The organism is Candidatus Didemnitutus sp. (genome assembly GCA_019634575.1).
Taxonomy (GTDB): domain Bacteria; phylum Verrucomicrobiota; class Verrucomicrobiia; order Opitutales; family Opitutaceae; genus Didemnitutus.
Genome location: JAHCAY010000001.1, coordinates 2,603,204 through 2,622,819, shown reverse-complemented (window position 1 = coordinate 2,622,819; position 19,616 = coordinate 2,603,204). Strand labels below are relative to the sequence as shown.

Annotated in this window: 15 protein-coding genes; 5 read left to right on the top strand and 10 right to left on the bottom strand. The window is 66.9% G+C overall.

Annotated elements, in window-relative coordinates; all coding sequences use genetic code 11:
• Positions 1-360 precede the first annotated feature (360 nt).
• The 4 genes from malQ to KF715_10985 all read right to left on the bottom strand — a co-directional run bounded on the left by malQ (position 361) and on the right by KF715_10985 (position 5,625).
• Positions 361-1,953: a 4-alpha-glucanotransferase gene (malQ, locus tag KF715_11000; protein ID MBX3737210.1), complete on the bottom strand. Its 1,593-nt coding sequence runs from the start codon at positions 1,951-1,953 to the stop codon at positions 361-363.
• A 150-nt stretch (positions 1,954-2,103) separates the two neighbouring features.
• A complete protein-coding gene (locus tag KF715_10995; protein ID MBX3737209.1) occupies positions 2,104-3,138 on the bottom strand; it encodes a zinc-binding dehydrogenase in 1,035 nt (344 codons plus the stop codon).
• A 115-nt stretch (positions 3,139-3,253) separates the two neighbouring features.
• Positions 3,254-4,381 carry a DUF3667 domain-containing protein gene (locus tag KF715_10990; protein MBX3737208.1) on the bottom strand — a complete coding sequence of 376 codons (1,128 nt, stop codon included), beginning with the start codon at positions 4,379-4,381 and terminating at the stop codon, positions 3,254-3,256.
• Positions 4,382-4,440: 59 nt separating this feature from the next.
• Positions 4,441-5,625 (bottom strand): response regulator transcription factor, encoded by a 1,185-nt coding sequence (locus KF715_10985; GenBank protein ID MBX3737207.1) that lies wholly within the window; start codon positions 5,623-5,625, stop codon positions 4,441-4,443.
• 141 nt (positions 5,626-5,766) lie between these two features.
• On the opposite strand from KF715_10985, the gene KF715_10980 reads away from it, so the two are divergent.
• The 4 genes from KF715_10980 (at position 5,767) to KF715_10965 (ending at position 10,507) form a co-directional block, all read left to right on the top strand.
• Positions 5,767-8,586 (top strand): TonB-dependent receptor plug domain-containing protein, encoded by a 2,820-nt coding sequence (locus KF715_10980; protein ID MBX3737206.1) that lies wholly within the window; start codon positions 5,767-5,769, stop codon positions 8,584-8,586.
• Positions 8,587-9,266: 680 nt separating this feature from the next.
• On the top strand, positions 9,267-9,890 hold the full coding sequence (locus KF715_10975) for a TlpA family protein disulfide reductase (protein MBX3737205.1): 624 nt from the start codon (positions 9,267-9,269) through the stop codon (positions 9,888-9,890).
• Between the two features lie 150 nt (positions 9,891-10,040).
• Positions 10,041-10,292, top strand: coding sequence for a response regulator transcription factor (locus KF715_10970; GenBank protein MBX3737204.1), 252 nt, complete (start codon positions 10,041-10,043; stop codon positions 10,290-10,292).
• Positions 10,293-10,294: 2 nt separating this feature from the next.
• Entirely contained in the window at positions 10,295-10,507 is a 213-nt protein-coding gene (locus KF715_10965; protein MBX3737203.1) for a helix-turn-helix transcriptional regulator, read from the top strand.
• Positions 10,508-10,525: 18 nt separating this feature from the next.
• On the opposite strand, the gene KF715_10960 is transcribed toward KF715_10965, so the two are convergent.
• From KF715_10960 to KF715_10935, 6 genes are all read right to left on the bottom strand, one after another.
• Positions 10,526-10,894, bottom strand: coding sequence for a response regulator (locus KF715_10960; GenBank protein MBX3737202.1), 369 nt, complete (start codon positions 10,892-10,894; stop codon positions 10,526-10,528).
• A 66-nt stretch (positions 10,895-10,960) separates the two neighbouring features.
• The gene (locus tag KF715_10955; protein MBX3737201.1) at positions 10,961-12,865 is read right to left on the bottom strand and encodes a response regulator; all 1,905 of its coding nucleotides are present in this window, start codon (positions 12,863-12,865) and stop codon (positions 10,961-10,963) included.
• Entirely contained in the window at positions 12,862-15,015 is a 2,154-nt protein-coding gene (locus KF715_10950) for a PAS domain S-box protein (protein ID MBX3737200.1), read from the bottom strand. The genes KF715_10955 and KF715_10950 overlap by 4 nt, the downstream gene beginning before the upstream one ends.
• Before the next feature lie 163 nt (positions 15,016-15,178).
• Positions 15,179-16,300 carry a DUF4097 family beta strand repeat protein gene (locus KF715_10945; protein MBX3737199.1) on the bottom strand — a complete coding sequence of 374 codons (1,122 nt, stop codon included), beginning with the start codon at positions 16,298-16,300 and terminating at the stop codon, positions 15,179-15,181.
• Positions 16,301-16,328: 28 nt separating this feature from the next.
• Positions 16,329-17,237 (bottom strand): zf-HC2 domain-containing protein, encoded by a 909-nt coding sequence (locus tag KF715_10940; GenBank protein MBX3737198.1) that lies wholly within the window; start codon positions 17,235-17,237, stop codon positions 16,329-16,331.
• A gap of 60 nt (positions 17,238-17,297) precedes the next feature.
• Positions 17,298-17,933 carry an RNA polymerase sigma factor gene (locus KF715_10935; protein MBX3737197.1) on the bottom strand — a complete coding sequence of 212 codons (636 nt, stop codon included), beginning with the start codon at positions 17,931-17,933 and terminating at the stop codon, positions 17,298-17,300.
• Between the two features lie 379 nt (positions 17,934-18,312).
• Here KF715_10935 and KF715_10930 point away from each other — a divergent pair, with 379 nt between their 5' ends.
• Positions 18,313-19,269 (top strand): MBL fold metallo-hydrolase, encoded by a 957-nt coding sequence (locus KF715_10930; protein ID MBX3737196.1) that lies wholly within the window; start codon positions 18,313-18,315, stop codon positions 19,267-19,269.
• Positions 19,270-19,616: the final 347 nt, after the last annotated feature.

Here is a 19,616-nt window from a genome sequence, read left to right as displayed (position 1 = left end):
GCCGAAAAAAATCGGGGCGGTGCGAATGCGCGACCCGCGGTGCGGACTCGGAATGAAAAACGAGATGCCGCGAATTCTCCTCTGAGAAAAACAAAACGCCGGCTCCGAAGAGCCGGCGGCTTGGGGTAGCAAGAGGCAACGACGGGCGTTACTTCTTCTTCTTGCCGGCTTTCTTGGTGGCCTTTTTGGCCGCTTTTTTCTTTGCCATGAAAAATTCCTAACGAGCGTCCGCGCAAGATGCACGGAAAATATTTCGTGTGACGCGCGATACTATGGGTGCGAAAAATTCCCGCCTGCGGAAAAATTTCCTCCGCGCGAATGCGTGCGCGGCGCGCGACGGCGCGAAGCGGAGTCCGCGCGCTACCGTCCGTAGAGTTGCGCGAGATCGCGGAGATAGTTCGCGGTGCTGCCGAAAAGTTTTTCGAGTTCGCTCGCGCGGTAGCGCCACTGCCAGTTGCCCTCGGGCTGGCCGGGCGTGTTGAAGCGCGCCGCGCTGTCGAGCGAGAGCACGTCCGGCAGCGGGATCACGGCGAGGCGCGAGGCGCTCGCGTAGGCGGCGCGGAGAAAATCCCACGCGACTTCCTGACCGGAGACGCGGAAGTAGCGGCGCACGTAGTCGCGCTCGTGTTCGGTCGCGGTGCGATACCAGCCGAGCGTGGTGTCGTTGTCGTGCGTGCCGGGGTAGATGACGCTGTTGGGCGTCGCGTTGTGCGGCAGGTAGCTGTTGGTCGCGTCGCCGCCGAAGGCGAACTGGAGCACGAGCATGCCAGGCAGGCCGGTCTGCGCGAGGAGCTCGCGCACGCTCGGCGTGAGGTCGCCGAGATCCTCGGCGATGATGCGCGCGTCGGGAAATTCCTGCTGGAACGCGCGGAAGAGTTCGAGGCCGGGGCCCTGGCGCCACTCGCCGACGCGGGCGTTCGCCGCCGGCAGCGGGATGCGCCAGTAGGTGTCGAAGCCGCGGAAGTGATCGATGCGCACGATGTCGTAGAGCTCGAACGCGGCGCGCATGCGTTCGATCCACCAGCGATAGTTCTCGGCGCGGTGCGCTTCCCAGCGGTAGAGCGGATTGCCCCAGAGTTGTCCGTCGGCGGAAAAATAATCCGGCGGCACGCCGGCGACGGCGATCGGGCGTTTGGTGGACGGATCGAGTTCAAAGAGCCCGGGATTCGACCACGCGTCGGAAGAGTCGAGCGCGACAAAAATCGGCAGGTCGCCGACGATCTCGATGCCGCGCGCGCGCGCCTCGGTGTGGATGAGATGCCATTGGCCGAAGAAGAGGTATTGGGCAAAGCAGCAGCGCTCGATCGGCTCCTCGAGCAGTGCGCGGAGATCGGATTTTTGCGCCGAGGCGTAGTCGCGCAATTCAACCGGCCACTCGGTCCACGACGCGCCGTTGAAGTGGTCCTTCAGCGCGGTGAAGTAGGCGAAGGGCATGAGCCAGGCGGCGTGGCGGTGTTTGAAGGCTTCGAATTCGCCGTAGGGTGCGGCGACCTCGCGCTCCATGAAATTCCGGTAGGCGCGCGCGAGCAGCGGGCGCTTCTTCTCGTGCAGCGCGCCGAAGTCGACGCGGTCGGTCGGCAGCGCGCGCAGCGGTGCGAGGTCGGATTCGTCGAGCAGGTCGTGCGGAATGAGCGCGGCGAGGTCGATGAGGTGCGGGTTGCCGGCGAAGGCGGAGAAGCAGGCGTAGGGCGAGTCGCCGTAGCCGGTCGGGCCGAGCGGGCAGAGCTGCCAGTATTTCACGCCGGCCTGCTGGAGAAAATCGAGAAAGCGCAGCGCGTGGGCGTCGAACACGCCGACGCCTTGGTTGCCGGGGAGCGCGGTCGGGTGCAGGAGCACACCGGCGCCGCGCGAGCGCAGCCAGTGGAAGAGGGGGAGCGGCGCGGTGGCGTTGCCGGCGGGGGTCGCGGCGGGCGGAGCGGATTTCGTGGCGGTGCGGGCGGAGGATTTTTTCACGCGGAGGAAAGTGAAGGGAGTGCGACGGTAATACGTCGCGCGCGGTGGTCAAACTGTGCGTCGGTGCAGGCAGCACGCGTCGCGGGCGCACTCCGCGACAGCGGACGCGACTCACGCCCGAGGGCCGGGCACAAACACGATGCCTACGAGTCAGGTGATCTCGATGACGGTGCGGGCGGCGCTGCCGAAGCGGTCGAGGTCGTCGAGAACGGTGTTAATGGCGGCGGCTTCGAGCGGGACGCGGCGCGTGACAATCGGGTCGAGTTGCAGGCGGCCGTCGGCGGCGAAGCGGAGCAGTTCGGGGAGCTCGCTCGCGAGGTGATCGGAGACGCCGATGATCTCGGCTTCCTGGTTGATGACTTCGTGGTAGGGATCGACCGCGAGCGGCGAGCGCGTGAGGCCGGCGAGGGCGGCGCGGCCCAGCTTGTTCAGCACGCGGACGGACTGCTGCATGGTTTGCGGCAGGCCGACGAGTTCGAGGGCGACGTCGACGCCGCGACCGGCGGTGGCGCGGCGGATTTCCGCGACGGGATCGGACGTGCGGGCGTTGACGGGGGTGGCGCCGAAGCGTTCGGCGAGGGTGAGTTTGTCGGCGTTGAGGTCGACGGCGAAGACGCGGCTGGCGCCGAGCGCGCGGGCGAGTTGCACGGCGGAGGCGCCGAGTCCGCCGATGCCGAAGACGGCCACGGTCTCGCCAGGGGCGAGCCGGGCCTTGCGCAGCGCGTGGAGCGCGGTGGCGGACGAGCACATCATCACGGCGCCGTGCGCGAAGGAGATTTCGTCGGGCAGCGGAAACACGCTCGCGGCGGGCATGACGATGAACTCGGCCATGCCGCCGTCGCGGTGGCGGCCGATCATTTGGCCGGTGCCGCAGAATTGCTCGTGTCCGCCCGCGCACCACGCGCAGGTGCCGCAGGTGGCGAGGTAGTGCACGCAGACGCGCTGGCCGCGCGCGAGTGTGCGGACGCGGGCGCCGAGTGCGGCGACCGTGCCGGCGACTTCGTGGCCGAGGGTGAGTGGGAGCAGGCCGTCGAAGTTGGCGATGCCGTTCCGGTAGTGCGCGTCGGAATGGCAGATGCCGGAGGCGTGGACGCGGATGAGCACGTCGTCGGGGCCGGGTGTCGGCGTGGGGACGTCGTGGAGTTCGACCGGGCGGTGCGGAGCGACGAGACGGAGGGCTTTCATGGCGGCGGGCGGAGCATCGCGCGCGGTCGGCGCGGGGCAAGGGAACAGGATGGTGCAGCGAGCGCCGTCGGGAACGCCGTGGTGCGCGACGCGAAGCTGACGCATGGCCGGGCGATCACAGCAACAGGAACAGCAGGATGGCGGTGGCGAAGAAGCCGGCGGCGAGCGTGAGCGAGTAAATTGCGGAGAGCACGCCGGTCTTGAAGATGGTGAGCAGCCACGAATTGCCGTAGAGACGCCGCAGCATGAAGAACGGGTAGAGAAAGAGCCAGAGGTTCGCGGCGAAGGCGATGAGGCCGCCGAGGTGGGCGAAGCGGCCGAGGAAGGTCCAGCCGTCGCGGAACATCACCCAGAGGTAGATGAAGGTGTGGAAGTGGATCGCGACGACGAGGTGCTGGAGGTAGACTTGCCCGGATTTGCGGAACAGCAGGCGCGTGTAGAGTGCGAACAGCGGCAGGCAGACGAGGAGCAGTTTCGGCAGCGCGGCGAGGAAGGCGTGGCCCAGCTCCCGGCGGAATTCCGGGTCGAGCGAGCGCTCGCCCTGGTGCTCGATGAAGCGATCGAAGTCCGACTTGTCCTTCGCGGGCTTGTCGCTCTTCGCAACGCTGACGTGCGGGCGGTTGGGTTGTCTGGCCTCCTTTTCCCTGCGAGCACGGGCGTCGCGTTCGACGCCTTGCGCGAGGTCGCGGAGCTTGTCGACGTTGCGCTTTTCGGGCGCGGGTGCGGCTTGGGCGGTGGCGACGGCGTCGAGCGCCTGCTCGATCGTCGCCGGCTGGCCGTTGACGAGGACCGCGGCGGGGTGTCCGTTGTCCGGGACGATGTTGATGCCGTCGAATTCCTTGCCCGTGGTGGCGAAGAGCAGGAGGAAAAAGACGAAGGCGGTGAACACGTAGAGCCGGAACGGCGGCATTTGCGACGCGCGCTTGCCGGCGTTGAAGTCGGCGGTGAGCTGGCCGGGGCGGAAGAGCAACGTGACGATGTTGCGGAAGAATTTCGCGTCGAAGTGGAAGAAATTCTCCAGCGCCTCGAGGAACACATGCCAGAACGAGCGGTGAAATTCGAAGTCGTGCTGGCCGCAGGCGTGGCAGAACGGGCCTTTCAGCTCGGTGCCGCAGTTCTCGCAATGCGTGTGGATCGGCCCGTGGGCGTGGCCGTGCGGCGCGGTGGCATGCGCGGCGAGTTGGTCGGCAGTCACGGCGTCGGCGAGTGGAGCGTCGTCCGGCAGGGTCGGGTCGAGGGGCACGGCCGGAGTGGAGCAAACGGTCCGTGGCGGCGCAACTCCGCAGCGGGTGCGTGTGGCGCTCAGCTGCGCAGCGCGATGATGAGCTTGGCGCGGCTGTTGACGCGCAGCTTTTGGAACACGCCGCTGAGCTGCACCTTCACGCTGCCCTCGGTCTTCCGGAGCTGCGCGGCGATCTCCTTGTTGGTCAGGCCGGCGCAGACGAGCTGGGCGAGTTCGCGTTCGCTGGGGGAAAGCTGGTGGAGCAATCGAGCGGAGGACGTCGTCGGCAGGACCGCGGTGGCGGCGACCGCTTCGCTCATCCGCAGGCGCACGACGAAAACGGGTTTGGTGAGCGTGCCGTTTTTCTCCGGGCGCAGGGCGATCAGCGCCTCGTGGCCGGGCTGATGCGAGAGGACGTGGCGGCTCGGAGCGTTGCCTTCGACGGGCAGCGATTCGCCCGGGCGCGTCTGCCATTCGCGTCGCAGCTCGTCACAGGCGGCGGAGATTTCCTCGGGGATCGCGAACACGGCTTGCGGCGTGTAGTTGCGTGCGCGCTCGTGGCCGAGATTCCAGACGGCGCAGAGGGCGAGGGCGTCCTGCGACACGTAGATCGGCTCGAGATTCCAATCGAGGAAGAGCACGGCGTCGGGCTTGGCGCGGTAGAAGCCCTCGAGCAGGCGGCGGCGCTGGCGCTCCTGCTCGAACGTCTTCATGCGATCGAACGCCACTTTGATGTGCGGGTGGATCGCTTGCAGCGTCGCCATCTCGCCCGGCGTGAAATCGCCCTGCGCGGCGCGCCGGCGCAGCGCGAACGAGGTCTCGACGCCGCGGCCGTGCCAGAAGAGCAGGTGCGCCGAGTAGCGCCAGTCGTAGTGCGACATGTAGCGCCGGTAGTAAGGCGTGCGATCGATCTTCCGCGGATCGGCGACGAGCTGGCTGTGCTGGTAGGCCGCGATGCCGTGGTTGAGATCGAGAAACGGCTGGAAGAAGGCGCGTCCCTCCGCGGCGACGAGCTGGTTGGCGTGTTCGTCGTGCGGGAAGCGCGAGCGCGCGGAGGAGAAGCGCTTGGTCGAGGTCTCCTTCTTCCAGTCGAGGTAGTTGACCGACATCACGAGCGTGTCGTGCGGGACGAGCTCCTCGAGCAGTCCCTGCAGGGCGCTCCACAACTCGTCGAATTCGAGCGCGCGGTGCAGATTCAGCAGCGCGCCCTGGCCGGCGCCGGCAGGAAGCAGCCCGAGATTCTGACTGGAGGAGGCGTGACTCAACGCGCGCAGCGGAGCACGCGGCGGGCCAGCGCGGCGAGTCTCAATCCCGCCGTATGACGAGCGGCGGGCGTTTATTAACCTAAGTTAGTTTGTGCGCGCCCGCGCGCGGCTGAAAGGTCCGCGCACCCCGCCGAACACACTATGAACCTACACACCTCTCGTATCATCCGGGCGCTGCTTTGGCTCGCGCTGCCCGTGTTTGCTTTCGCCCAAGCGGCGCCCACCACGAACGCGGATCCGAAAGACGCGAAAAAAATTCCCATCGAAGAGGCCAAGCCATCCGACGCTGCGCCCGATGCCGTGAAACTCGACCAATTTGAAGTCACCGGCACGCGCCTCCGCACGCTCGGTGATGAGGCGGCCGCAGTCCCGGTGTTTTCGATTCCGCAAGTCGAGCTCGAACGCCGCGGCGTCAGTCGTCTCGCGGATGTCCGCTGGGCCATCCCGCAGCTCGGCGGCACGGTCGGTTTCAACGACAACCTCACCAACGGCGGCACTTCGCGCGCGCAGCAGGTCGGCACGTCCTTCAACATGCGCGGGCTCGGCGGCAATTCGACGCTGGTGCTCGTGGACGGTCGCCGCATCCCGCACACCGGCCAGGAAGCCCCGGGCGGCGCGGGCGGGCGCGAGGATTTTTCCGTCGACGGCATTCCGGTCTCCGCGATCGAACGCATCGACATCCTCCCGCAGGGCGCGGGCGCGATCTACGGCTCCGAGGCGATCGCCGGCGTCGTGAACATCGTGCTGAAGAAAAACTACACGGGCACCGAACTGCGGGTGACCTACGACAACACCTTCAAAACCGACGTCGGGCAGACGACCGTCACCCTCACGAGCGGTTATCGCTCCGGCAAGCTCAGCGCTTTCCTCTCCGCCTCGTGGGAAAACCAGAACGGCCTGGCGTCTCGCGACCGCTGGTGGACGGCCACTGGTGACGCTCGCGCCTTCGGCAGCACGAGCAACAGCTTCACGTTCAACGCGACCGCCGGCGCCGGCTCATTCTCGACCGCGTTTTATCCGGCCAATGCCGCCGGGGCAAACCTGCCCGGCCTGAGCACGCACGTGGTGCTCATTCCGACCGGCTCGAACGGCACCACCGCGACCAACGCCGGCTCGGCTCCGGTGGCGATGGCGAATATCCCGCTCTACGACAGCGCCGCCTACGCGATGAGCGTCGATCCGGCGAAGCGACAGAGCTATCTCTTCCGTGCGGCCTACCAGATCGCGCCCAAGATCGAACTCTACGGCGATGCGCGTTGGAGTGAGTTCGAAAACGACTACACCGGTGCCCCCGTCTCGCTGATCACGCAGCTGCCCGCCAGCGCGCCCGGCAATCCATTCGGCGTTCCCGTCTACCTGAGCAAGGTCTTTTACGACCTGCCGCGTCCGCACTCGATCTCGACGCAGCAGAACATGGGCGCGACCCTCGGCGCGCGCGGCGACCTGCTCGCCGACTGGCGCTACGACGTCAGCGCCGCGTGGACCCGCAACATCGTCGCCGACGACGCGCTCACCGGTTCCGGTTTCAACTTCGGGTTGCTCAGCGCCGCACTCGCCGGTCCCAATGCGCCGCTCCTCGCCTACGATAGCTTGAACGGTAAAAACCCGAACGGCGCCGGCGTCCTCGAAGCGCTCATGCCCGCCGCGGATCACAAGGACACGACCGACGTCACCCAATACCTCGTGACGGCCGACGGCACGATCTGGTCCGGCTGGGCCGGCGACATCCGCACGGCGGTCGGCGCGGAGGCGGGCGAGGAGAAGGTGAAGTTCTGGCGCGAGCCTTCGCCGGCGACACCGACCTACGTGCTGACGAAGCCCTTCGCGCGCAAACACACCGCCGCGTTCGCGGAAATCGGCATCCCGCTCCTGTCCGAGCGTCAGAAAATTCCCCTCGTGTATCGCGTCGAAATCGGCGGCGCCGTCCGGGCGACCGACTATTCGGACGTCGGCTCCGTCACGACGCCGACTTATCGCGCCCTTTTCCAGCCCGTGAAGTGGCTGACCTTCCGCGCGTCGCGCGCCGAAGGCTACAAGCCCGTGCGTCTCTACGATCTGCAGGCGCCGATCACCCAGTTCACCTCGAACATCAGCGCCACGACGACCACCACCGATCCGTTGCGCGGCGGGCAGCGTGTGCCTGCGGGCGCGTATCTCTATCGTTCCGGCGGCAACCCCGCGCTCAATCCCGAGGAATCCGTCTCGCGCAACGCCGGCGTCGTCCTCGACGTCCCCGGCAAATTGCTCAAGGGTCTTTCGTTCTCGGCGGACTACTACGAGATCGACTACAACAACCGCTCCGGTTCGACCGGCCTGCAGGTGCTGCTGAATTACTTTCCCGAACGCGTGTTCCGCCTGCCCCTCACTCCCGCCGACCAGGCGCTCGGCTACACCGGCGGCGCGCTGCCGATGTCCAACACGGGCCAGCTCGCGTGGGACGCGAGCAACATCAACCTCTCCACCGTGACGACGAAGGGCTGGGACTACCGTGCCTCGTATTCGCACGCGTTCGATTTCGGCGAAATCCTCGTCACTGCCGCCTACACGCGTCCCGAACTGATCGTCACGCAATCCACGCCCGCGGCCGCGCCGGATTCGCGATTCGGCCACCAGCCCAACAAGTTCAGCGGCTCGGTTTTCTGGGCGCGGGGCCCGTGGGATGCCGGCGTTTCGGTGAACTACCAGTCACGTTATTTCATCGGCGGCGTCACCAACTTCGCCTCGTCGTATCCGTCCTACCTCGAGTGGAACCCGCAGGTTTCCTACAATTTCGGCCGCGATGCGCGCTTCGGCGCCGATGCGCCGACGTGGTGGGGCCGCTGGCTCGCCGGCAGCAAGCTCACCGTCACCGTGATCAACGCGTTGAACGAGGAGCCCACGCTCAGCGATGCCGCGAACTTCCGCTTCGCCGGCGATCCCCGCCTGCGCCGCTACATCCTGAGTTTCGCCAAAAAATTCTGACCGAGAGCCGGGCAATTTGCCGTATTACGGCAAATTGCCCGGAGACGTTTTCCCTTTTCCGCTCTGCTCCCATGAAACTGCGTTCCCTTGGCTTTGGTGTTGTTCTTGGTTGTGCCTCGCTCGCGCCGCTGGCGCGGGCGCAGGCGGCCGAGGTTGCGGCGACCGCGCCGGAAAAATCTCCCGCCGACCGCGACTACGAAGCGGCGTGGGCTTCCTATCGCGCCGAGGCGCCCGCCGGTGTCGAACATCCGTCGCAGGAGTTCTTCCGCTGGCAGGACAAAAAATTCCAGGAATTCGCCGCCGCCGTGCGTGCGTTCGGCGAGAAACACCCGGCCGACCCGCGCCGCTACGAAGGCTGGGTGCAGTCGAGCTACACGGGTCCGTCGTTCATCGTGGATTTCAAGCCGGAGTTCGCGGAGAAGCCGAATTGGTCCAACCTGATCGTCGATGAGGCCAAGGTGCTCGCGTTTCGGAGCGAGCAGGTCCGTCTGCTCCAACAGGTCGTCGAGGCCGAGGACGCCACGCCGCGACAACGCGCCGGAGCGTTCAACGCGCTCCTGACGGACGCCGGCACCGTCGCACGCCTGAAGGGCGAGAAGTTCGACGTCACCTCGTTCCGCCCGCTCGTGGAACGCTTGGTGGCGAAGTTTCCCGACGAGCGCGTCGTCCCGATCATCGAGATGTATACCGGCCGGCTCCGCTACAACTTCCCCGCCGTCGCCGCTGAATTCGAAGCGAGTCTGGCGGGCAATCCCGTGATCGCCGCCGCGCTCGCGAAGGCGGACGCCGCGCGCAAAGCCGAAGCCGCAAAGGCCGACGCCGCCTTGAAGGTCGCGGCGGCGGAGATCGGCTCCATCAAGTTCACCGCGGCCGACGGTCGCGAAGTCGACATTGCGAAACTCAAGGGCAAGGTCGTGCTGGTGGACTTCTGGGCGACGTGGTGCGGTCCGTGCATCGCCGAGCTGCCGAACGTGAAGAAGGTTTACGCGGCGTATCACGACAAGGGTTTCGAAGTCGTCGGCATCACGCTCGAAAATCCCAACGCACGTCCGAGCGACACGCCGGCGCAGACCGACGCCAAGCTCGCGGCCGCGAAGAAGAAGATGCTCGATTTCACCGCGAAGAACGAGATGCCGTGGCCGCAGTATTTCGACGGCAAGTGGTGGAAGAACGACTACGCCGAAAAGTTCGGCATTCGCGCGATCCCGGCGATGTTCCTCCTCGATAAGAACGGCAAGATCGCGGCGACCGAGGCGCGCGGCGAAAAACTCGAAGCCGAGGTCAAGCGCCTGCTCGGGCTCTGAGCGGTAACGACCGAAACAAAAGCGCGAATGGACACGAATGAACACGAATATCCGAACAAGACGCTGCGCGGTTCCGTGCGCCGGCTTTTCACTCGTGCGCATCCGTGTCCATTCGCGGTTCTGCTCAAGATGTTTTTTGCCTCCTGAACCATGGTTGCCGAACGCTATTGCCTGCTGCCGGAACCGGTGACGAACCGCCGGCACCTCTTTCCGGCGGAGCCGGCGCTGTTGCTCACGGAGGCCGAAGGTCGCGTGCTGGAGTTGCTCGGCGCCGGTTACAGCAACAAGGAGATCGCGGCCCGGCTCGGCAAGGCGGAGCCGACGGTGAAAAACCAGGTCGCGTCCATTCTGCACAAACTCGGCCAGCCGACGCGTGCGCGGCTGATCGCGGCGCTGCGGTGACCATGCGCCATCCGCATCATGACAGCGAGGGCGTGGTCAAACTCACGCCGGCCGAGGCGGCGGTGGTGTCGCACGTGGTGCGCGGGTTGACGAACAAGGAAATCGCGCGCGTGCTGCGGAAATCCGACCTGACGGTGAAGAACCAGCTGACCGCGGTCTATCGCAAGCTCGGCCTGAAGCGCCGCCTGCAACTCATCGCGATGTTCCGCGCCTGAGGCGGCGCGTTGGTGGACTCAGCGGGCGAGCGCGGTGTCGACGACCTTCTTGAGGTCGGCGAGGGCGAACGGCTTGGCGAGGACGGCGGTGGCGCCGAACTTCTCCGCCATGTGCAGGTAGAGTTTCGGATCGTGCGCGAGGCCGCCGGACATGGCGATGATGCGCGCCTTCGGGAATTCGCGGCGGAGATCGCGGATGGTGTCGAGGCCTTCCTTCTCGGGCATCACGATGTCGGTGATGACGAGTTCCGCGGGTTGCGCGTGGAATTTTTGCAGGCCTTCCACGCCGTTGGTCGCCTGACGGACGACGTGGCCCGAGTGTTCGAGCGCACTGGCGAGGACGTCGCGGAAGACGTCGTCGTCGTCGATTATCAGGATGTCGGCCATGGAATCGGAGGAAGAGTTAGGCGGCGGGTTGCGTTTAAGCAAGGCCGACGCGACGAAAGTGCACGCTCAGCGCGGCGCGCGCGTCAACAGGGCGTGCACTTCCAGCAACAACGTCTCGGGTCGAAACGGCTTGAGCAGAAACGCGTCGCCGGACTCGGCGCCGGTGGGGTCGCCGCTGGCGAGTCCGCTCATGACCAGCACGCGCACGTGGGGATGGGCGCGCCGGATGAATTCCACGAGTTCACGGCCGCCGAGGCGCGGCATCATCAGGTCGGTGACGACCAGGCGCAGGTTGGCGGGCGCGGCGTTTCCGGAGAGGAGGGCCACGGCTTCGGCGCCATCGGTCGCGACCGTGACGCGATAGCCGTATTGCGTGAGCACCGCCGCAACGACTTGCCGCACGTCGCCCTCGTCCTCGATGACGAGGATGGCTTCACCGTGGCCGCGCGGGATGCTCGCGGGATCGATCTCGCGCTCGTCGTTCGCGGGGGCGATTTCCGCGGGGATGAAGATGCGGAACGTGGTGCCGCGGCCGGGTGTGCTGTCCACGGTGCAGAAGCCCTGGTGCGTCGCGATGATGCCGCGCACGGTGGAGAGGCCGAGGCCGGTGCCGCGGCCGGGATCCTTGGTGGTGAAGAACGGTTCCCAGATGCGCGGGAGGATCGCGGGCGAGATGCCGGTGCCGGTGTCGCCGACCTCGATGACGAGGAAGGCGCCGGGGCGCGCTCCGGGCAGGGCTTGGGCGGCGTCGGCATCGAGCTGGCGGTTCGCGAGACGGAGCGAGAGCGTGCCGCCGTTGGGCATGGCGTCGCGCGCGTTGACGCACAGGTTGAGAATGATCTGGTGCATCTGCGACGGGTGGGCGCGCACCGGCCAGAGATCGCTGGGGATGGAGTGCTCGAAGCGCAGGTGGCGGGGGAAGGTCTCCTCGATCATCGCGGCGACGTCGCGTGCGACGTGTTTGAGCTGCACGACGCGCAACTCGTCGCTGCCGCCTTGGACGAAGGAGAGGATTTGCTTCACGAGTCCGGCGCCGCGGGCGGCACTTTGCTCGAGAGTGTCGAGCAGGCGCCGGTTCTGGGGCGACGATTGGACGCGGAGGAGCTGCGAGACCATCAGCATCGGGGTGAGAATGTTGTTGAGGTCGTGCGCGATGCCGGCGGCGAGCAGGCCGAGGTTTTCCATGCGCTGGGCGCGGAGGAACTGCTCCTGCAGGCGGTTTTTCTCGGTGACGTCGCGGCCGATGCCCATGAGTTCGAAGCCGCCGTCGGGCGTGGCGACGCGATTGACGGTGAACTCGACGCTGGCGATGCCTTCGGGTTTGCGCAGGCGGAGCTCGAACAGGCCGGGTTGATCGCCGGCCATCAGCTCGGAGAAGCGCAGCCGCGCGCGCTCGTTGTCGAGCGGGTCGATCAGGCGGATGAAGTGCTGGCCGATCCACTCGCGGCGCTTCCAGCCGGTGATGGTTTCGAAGGCGGGGTTGAGCGAGGTGATCACGCCGTCGGCGGAGAGGGAGAAGATGGCGTCGCGCGCGTCCTCGATGAAGCGTTGGTGTCGCTCCCGCGCCGTGTGCAGCGAGCGCTCCGTCTCGCGGAGGTGGCGTCGCTCGCGGCTGTCGAGGACGGCGCGGCGCAGCGCCGTGGGCAGGCGTTGGTAGCGGTCCTTGATCACGTAGTCGACGGCGCCGGCGCGGACGGCGGCGATGGCCTGGTCTTCGCCGATGCTGCCGGAGAAAAAGACGAAGGGCGTGTCCGGGATGTGTTCCTGGGCGAGCGCGAGCGCCTCGAGTCCGTCGAAGCCCGGCAGCGTGTAGTCGGCGAGGATGACGTCGAATTTCTCCGGCGCGAGCAGGGCGAGGAATTCGGCGCGGTTGGCCGCCGTGACGATCTCGCACTCGGGACACTCGGTTTGGAGCAGCACTTTCACGAGCTCGTGATCGAGAGGGTCGTCGTCGAGGTGCAGGATTTTCATGGGGTGGAGGCGGTCGGCAGGGTGAAGAAAAACGCGGCGCCGGCCCCGGGCGTGCCTTCGGCCCAGACGCGGCCGCCGTGGCGGGCGACGATGCGTTGGACGAGGGCGAGTCCGATGCCGGTGCCGCTGAACTCGCGGTCGCTGTGCAGGCGGCTGAAGACCTTGAAGAGCTTGTCGGCGTAGCGCGGGTCGAAGCCGACGCCGTTGTCGCGCACGGTGAACGTGACCTCGCGGCCGTCGGGTGTGAGTGCCGCGGAGACGTGGATGCGGGGCGGGCGGCGGCCGGCGGAGTATTTCGCGGCGTTGCCGAGGAGGTTGATCCACACTTGGCGCAGGAGCGCGGGATCGGCGTCGACCGCGGGGAGCGGATCGAGGTGCCAATCGGTGTCGGGGGCGGACTCGAAGTTTTTCTCGGCGAGCACTTCGCCGACGAGGGCGTGGGAGTCGACGCGCAGGCGGCGCACGGGCAGGCGGACGAGGCGGGCGAAGTCGAGCAGGGCGTCGATCAGCTCGCCCATGCGCCGGGCCGAGGCGACGATGGTTTCGAGGTAGCGGCGGCTTTCGGGGTCGAGCCGGCTGCTCTCGCGCTCCAGCAGGAGCGTGGAGAAGCCGGAGAGGTGCCGCAGTGGCGCGCGCAGGTCGTGCGAGACGGAATAGGAGAACGCTTCGAGCTCGCGATTGGCGTCCTCCACGCGGGCGCTGTGTTCCCGGAGCTCGCGGTGGAGCGCGGCGAGGCGTTGTTCGGCGGCGCGGCGGGCGTCGATGTTGTGGACGATGCTGCGGCTGGAGCGGTAGTTGCCTTCGGGGTCGTAGAGGGCGGTGGCGCTGATGGAGACATGGAAGTCGGAGCCGTCCTTGCGGCGGAGCCTGAGCTCGTTGTCCTGGGCGGTGCCGGTGGATTTGAAGCGGGGAAAATATTCCGCGAACTTCGCGACGTCGTCGGGGACGAGGAGATCGGCGAAGCGTTTCCGGCCGATGATTTCGTCGCGGGTGTAGCCAAGCCACTCGAGTTCGGTGTCGTTGATTTCGACGACGATGCCGTCGGGATCGAGCGAGTGGTAGCCGCAGGGGGCGCGGTTGTAGAGGTCGCGGATGCGCTCGGTGGAGCGGGCGAGTGCGGCGGCGGCGGCCTTGCGCTCGGTGATGTCGCGGATGGCGGCGAGGACCACGCGGCCGTCGTCGGTCTCGAGCGGGCTGAGCATGATGTCGACGGGGAACTCGGTGCCGTCCTTGCGGCGGGCAAAGAGTTCGAGGCCGGCGCCCATCGCGCGGAATTTGGGCGCGGCGTGGAAGCCTTGCACGTGCGTGTGGTGGCGCTCCTGGAAACGGTCGGGCATGAGCACCTCGAGCGGTTGGCCAATGAGCTCGGCGCGCGGGTAGCCGAAGAGGGCTTCGCTGCGGCGGTTGATGCGGCGGATGACGCCGGTGGCGCCGACGACGACGATGGCGTCCGTCGACTGTTCGAAAAACGTCTCGAACAGCGTGCGCGAGCGGCGGAGCGCATCGTCGGTGTGTTTGCGGTCGGCGAAGTCCCGCTGGATGCGCGCACCGGCGGCGGCGGCGGACACGAAGAGCAGGGCGACCGCGAGGAGCAGGGTCGTGCGGGTGTGCGCGGCGCTGTCGCGCGCCGCGAGGGCGCGGTCGGCGAGGAGCGCGTTCTCGGTTTCCTCCATCTCGCGGATGAGCGCGCGCAACTCGTCCATGACGAGCTTGCCTTCGCGCAGCGCGGCGGGGTCGAGCGCGGCGACGGGGCCTTGCGTGCGGCGCGCCTCGTCGCGTCGCGACATCACGGCGATCTCGCGATCGACGAGCGCCCGGAGACGTTCGACGCGGCCTTGTTGGGCGGGGTTGTCGCGGGTGAGCGTGCGGATGGCGGCGAGGTTTTCGCTGATTTTGGCCACCGCCTCGTCGATCGGGGCGAGGAAGGTGGGCTCGCCGCTCAGGGCGAAGCCGCGGGAGCCGGTCTGCACCTCGAGGGCTTGAGCCTGGATTTGTTCGAGCCGGTTGAGCACGACGTGCGTATGCTCCACCATGCCGAAGGCGCGTTCGAAGCGGACCAGGCTGCGCCACGTCGCGATCCCGACGGCCGACAACAATGCCAGCGCGACGACAAAGGCGGCCGCGATCTTGCGTTCGAGAGTCAGGTGCATCGGGGTATTGCTCCCGGATTCTCGTGGATGGGAGCTGGCGTCGGTGGCCCGTCTGACGCGTGGCGAGGATGCGAGGCGACGCGCGGTGCGACCAACCAAAACAAAAAACCGGGGACGCGGACGTCCCCGGTTTTTATGTAGGTAAAAGCCCTATGTCAGTCGCTCACTTGGTCTGCCGGAGCGTGATGGTGCCGTTCATGGTGGAGAGTTGGATGTCGACGCCGCCGCCGTTGAGGGTGCCGACGATGGATTTGCCGACCGGGCCGCCGGGGAGCGGGGGGAGGGGAGCGCGCGGGGCTGCCGTGAGCTTGCCGACGGATACGTTGGTGGTGTCCGGGGTGGAGGCGGTGACGGCCGTGGTGACGGTGGCGGGAGCTTCGGGGGCGGCGGCCGGCTCGGGCGGTTCGGGAGTCTGGTCGTCGTCCTTGTCGTCGTTGGCGTCCTTGTCGCCGCGGATCATGGCGGCGTGGGCGCGGGCTTGGCGGGCGGCGTCGCGGGCCATGCGTTCGGCATGGCGGGCGAGTTCGCGGGCTTGGTCGTGCGTCATGCCGTAGCCGTAGGAAAATCCTTTGCCGCTGACCTTTTCGGTTTTGGTCTGGAGAATGTTGTCGGCGAAATTCGTCCGGATGGTGCCGTTGTGCGTGCGCATCCGGAGATTGGCCTTGGTGTCGCTGGGCAGGCGGACGTCGACTTCGCCGTTCATCGAGGTGATGGAAACGGGTTTGGCGGGGGCCTTCTTAAAGGTGGCGGTGACTTCGCCGTTCATGGTGTTGACGACGGCGGAGGCGCCGATGTCGAGGAGGGCGACTTCGCCGTTCATCGAGTTGATGTCGATGTCGCCGTCGATGTTCTCGACCTTGATGTCGCCGCCGGCCTCGGTGCGGAGGACGAGGTTGGTGTTGTGCGGGACTTGGACGTTAAACTCGGCGCCTTGGGCGGCCCAAGGGTTGTCGCCGGTCATGACGATGGTCGCGACGTTGTTCTTCTCGGTGATCTCGAAGGTGACGTCTTCGTCGAGGCGGCGGAAGCCGTCCTGGTCGACCTCTTTCTTGCCCTTTTGCTCGAGCGAGGAGGTGACGACGATCTCGTTGCCGTCGGTGCCGGAGACGCGGACCTCGGCCCAGGGCAGGGCGACCTTGAGGGTGCCGGGTTTGGATGCGTCGCTGAATTTGGAGCGGACGGTGTTCTGGTCGGTGCTATCCTCGGCGGCGTGCAGTGCGGCGGCCGAGAGGGCCAGCGCGGCGCAGGCGGCGCCGAAGCGGAGGAGGTGGAGTGGGTTCTTCATTTTGTGAGGGTTGGCTGAGGCGCGCCGTTCAGACGGTTTTCTGGGCGGGCGAGGAGGTTTGAGCGTTGGGTTTATTGTCAGCGGGAGTGGCGGGCGTGCGCAGGGTGGCGAGGGCGCGCTTGGCGGCGTCGCGCACGTTCTTGTCGGTGGTTTCGTCGCGCGAGAGGCGGTCGAAGAGCGGTGCGGCCTCGGGTTCGCGGACGTTGGCGAGGAGTTCGATCATCGCGAGCTGGACGAGCGGGGCGTTCTCGCGCGGGAGGGCGGCGAGGAGGCCGGCGCGGACGACGTCTTCCTCGGCGTGCGGCGCGAGGGCCTCGACGGCGGAGAGACGGACGTTGACGGAGGGGTCGAACGCGAGCGCGCCGACGAGGTCGGTGAGGACTTTGCGGTCGGGCGATTTCAGGTCCATCGTCGCGAGGACAGTCTGGAGGCGGTCGCTGGTGGATTTTTGCTGGAGGAGCGAGGCGGCGACGAGCTTGCCCATGCCGTCGACCTGCTTGCGGAGATCGGCGATTTCGCGTTTCGCAGCTTCGTCGGTGGCGGGGGCGACGACGGCGGGTTTTTGCAGGAAGCGGGCGCCGGCGAAGATGCCGGTGGCGAGGAGTGCGAGGGCGAAGGCGAATTGGAGCGCGGGTTGCGCGGGGAGGATGGCTTCGAAGAAGCGGTCGAGGCGGCTCTTCGCGAGGGCGAACGGGCTGGGTGCGTCGGCGTCGCGCTGGTGCGTCTCGAGCATCGCGTAGAAGTTTTCGCGGAGGCGGGTGGAGGGCTCGGGTGGCGGGAGCGAGTCGAGCTTGCGGGTGATTTCCTGAAGGGCGGACCATTCGCGCTGGCAAGTCGGGCAGGAGGCGAGGTGGGCGCGCATCTGCGCCGCTTCATCGGGCGGCAGGGTGCCGTCCTGGTAATCGATGAAGAGTTCGGTGACGCGGGAGCAGTTCATGGCGGGCGGAAAGTTGAGAGCGGAGAGTCTGGAGCCGGGAGGGCGGCCGGTTGGACGAGGTCAGGCGGCTTGGTCGCGGCGAAGCTTGAAGTAGACGTCGCGCAGTTCCTTGAGCGCGCGGTGGACGCGGACCTTCACGGCGCCGACGGAGCAGTCGCAGAGGCGGGCGATTTCCTTGTGCTCGACGTTTTGGAGGCGGGAGAGGACGAGGACTTCGCGGTGTTCGAGCGGCAGGCGGGCGAGGGCGGTGCGGAGGATGGCGAGGTCGTCGCTCGTGGTGGCGGAGTGGTCGGGCGAGACGGTGGCGTCGTCGGGATGCTCGTGGAGATCGACGGGGTCGGTCGCGGTGGCGGCTTTGGCGTGTTTGCGGAAATGATCGGCGGCGACCTTGCGCGCGAGGTGGTAGATCCAGGCGGTGAATTTGCCTTCGTCGCGGTAGGTGTGGCGGTATTTCAGGATGCGGTAGAAGACGACCTGCACGAGGTCCTCGCTGACGGCCGGCTGGTTCGTCATGCGCAGGAAGAAGGCGTAGAGCCGCTGTTGGTAGCGTTCAAAGAGCTGGCCGAGCTGCGCGACGTCGCCGGCGCGAACGGCAATCATGAGTTCGTGATCGGTAGCTTCCACGTGGGCGGCGAAACTAACGACTGTCGCGGTGGAGGGAACCTGGATTTCGGCGGCTGTGGCGGGAGCGAGCATCGGGTGGCGTAGGCATGGCGGGTGTGCAGCGGGGAATACCGCGCCGGCGGCGGGAGGTTACAGGAAAGTTCTGGAGCGGGGTGCTGGGAGCGCGGCGCAAGGAACTTGGAGCGGTGAACCGCGCATCCCCGCGGAATCGGCAGTATTGCGTATTACGGAAAAATTATCGGTGGACGGTCGGCGCGGGAAGGGCTGCCGCTCCTGCGGCGAATTTTTGGGCGCAGGGGGGCTTTCCGCCGCTCGCGAACATTACGTAATACGTAACGAACTCAGCGACTGGCGGCGGGGAGAAGCGGCACCGGCGGGCGGGGAAATTCCGCGATGGGCCGGGGGGAGAACGAACTGGCGCGCGCGCAAAGGACGCCTAAGTTCCCGCCCCATGAATCGCCGCGACTTCCTCGTCACGACCTCCGCGGCCTTCTCGCTCAGCTTTCTCGCGAGAGGCTCGCTGTTTGGACAGAATGCCACCCCGGCGGCTTCGGCGCCCGCGCCGGCTCCCGCCGCCCCCACGCCGCCGCCGGTGAAGGTGGAATTCAAGGATCTGCGGCGCGGCGTCGGCCTCTTCACCGGTCGCGGCGGCACGATCGGCTGGCTCTCCAATAAAGACGCGCTCGTCGCGGTCGACACGCAGTTCGCGGACACCGCGGCCCAATTCCTCGCCGGCTTGCCCGGCCGCGACGGCCGCATGCTCGACGCCGTCATCGATACGCATCACCACTGGGATCACACCGGCGGCAACGCCACGCTGCGCCCGGCCGCGAAGAAACTCGTCGCGCACGAGGCCGTGCCGGCGCTGCAAAAAGCCGCCGCGGCGCGCAGCCCGCAGCTGGGCGAGCCGACGATTCCCGACACGCTTTTCAGCGACACCTGGCGCATGGACGTGGGCGACGAGGTCGTCAGCGCGAAGTTCTTCGGTCCGTCGCACACGGGCGGCGACATCGCGGTGCATTTCGAGAAGGCCAACGTCGTGCACACCGGCGACCTCGTCTTCAACCGCCTCTACCCCGTCACGCCGAAGGTCGACGGATGCAAGATGCAGCATTGGCGCGACGTGTTGCCGCAGCTCGCCGCGCACTATCCGGCCGACGCGATCTACATCTTCGGGCACGGCAACCCGAAGTTCGGCGTCACCGGCACGAAGGCCGACGTGCTCGCGATGGCCGGCTTCCTCGACGCGCTGATCGCGCACGTCGCCGCCGGAATCAAAGCCGGCAAATCGAAGGCCGAGATCGTCACGCAGCAAAACCTCGACGCCTTCCCCGACTACCACGCCGCGCAAAACAGCCGCCTCCCCGGCAATCTCGGCACGATCTACGACGAGCTGACCGGCGCGTGAAGCTTTCGCCAATGAGGGCGCGTGTCTGGTTGTTTATACTCCTGAGTCTCGCATACAGCGCGATGCTCGGAGCCTGCGACTACAACTACTGGGGCGCATGGATTCTAGGCGTAAAGGAAGTGCTCGAGTTGCCCTTCCTGTCTGCGGTGCGGCACATGCCTTGGGCGACAGGGAGCCCCCTCGCCGGAGCTGCTTACTACACGGCTTTTATCTCGAATGCTCTTCTGTGGGCGTGGCTGGCGACATCGCTCGCCACAAAAACGGCGCGGGCGATCCGATCGTCTTCGCCAGCTTCGAAAACTGATGTTCCCCGGCGCGGCTGATCGCAATTCATCGCAAGGCAAGTT

Bases quoted from the DNA above. Each gene is read 5' to 3' on its own strand.
- KF715_10965 (MBX3737203.1), top strand. From the start codon at position 10,295: ATGCGCCATCCGCATCATGACAGCGAGGGCGTGGTCAAACTCACGCCG.
- KF715_10935 (MBX3737197.1), bottom strand. From the start codon at position 17,933: ATGCTCGCTCCCGCCACAGCCGCCGAAATCCAGGTTCCCTCCACCGCG.
- KF715_10975 (MBX3737205.1), top strand. From the start codon at position 9,267: ATGTATACCGGCCGGCTCCGCTACAACTTCCCCGCCGTCGCCGCTGAA.
- KF715_10955 (MBX3737201.1), bottom strand. From the start codon at position 12,865: ATGAAAATCCTGCACCTCGACGACGACCCTCTCGATCACGAGCTCGTG.
- KF715_10995 (MBX3737209.1), bottom strand. From the start codon at position 3,138: ATGAAAGCCCTCCGTCTCGTCGCTCCGCACCGCCCGGTCGAACTCCAC.
- KF715_10930 (MBX3737196.1), top strand. From the start codon at position 18,313: ATGAATCGCCGCGACTTCCTCGTCACGACCTCCGCGGCCTTCTCGCTC.
- KF715_10980 (MBX3737206.1), top strand. From the start codon at position 5,767: ATGAACCTACACACCTCTCGTATCATCCGGGCGCTGCTTTGGCTCGCG.
- KF715_10970 (MBX3737204.1), top strand. From the start codon at position 10,041: ATGGTTGCCGAACGCTATTGCCTGCTGCCGGAACCGGTGACGAACCGC.
- KF715_10940 (MBX3737198.1), bottom strand. From the start codon at position 17,237: ATGAACTGCTCCCGCGTCACCGAACTCTTCATCGATTACCAGGACGGC.
- KF715_10945 (MBX3737199.1), bottom strand. From the start codon at position 16,300: ATGAAGAACCCACTCCACCTCCTCCGCTTCGGCGCCGCCTGCGCCGCG.
- KF715_10960 (MBX3737202.1), bottom strand. From the start codon at position 10,894: ATGGCCGACATCCTGATAATCGACGACGACGACGTCTTCCGCGACGTC.
- KF715_10950 (MBX3737200.1), bottom strand. From the start codon at position 15,015: ATGCACCTGACTCTCGAACGCAAGATCGCGGCCGCCTTTGTCGTCGCG.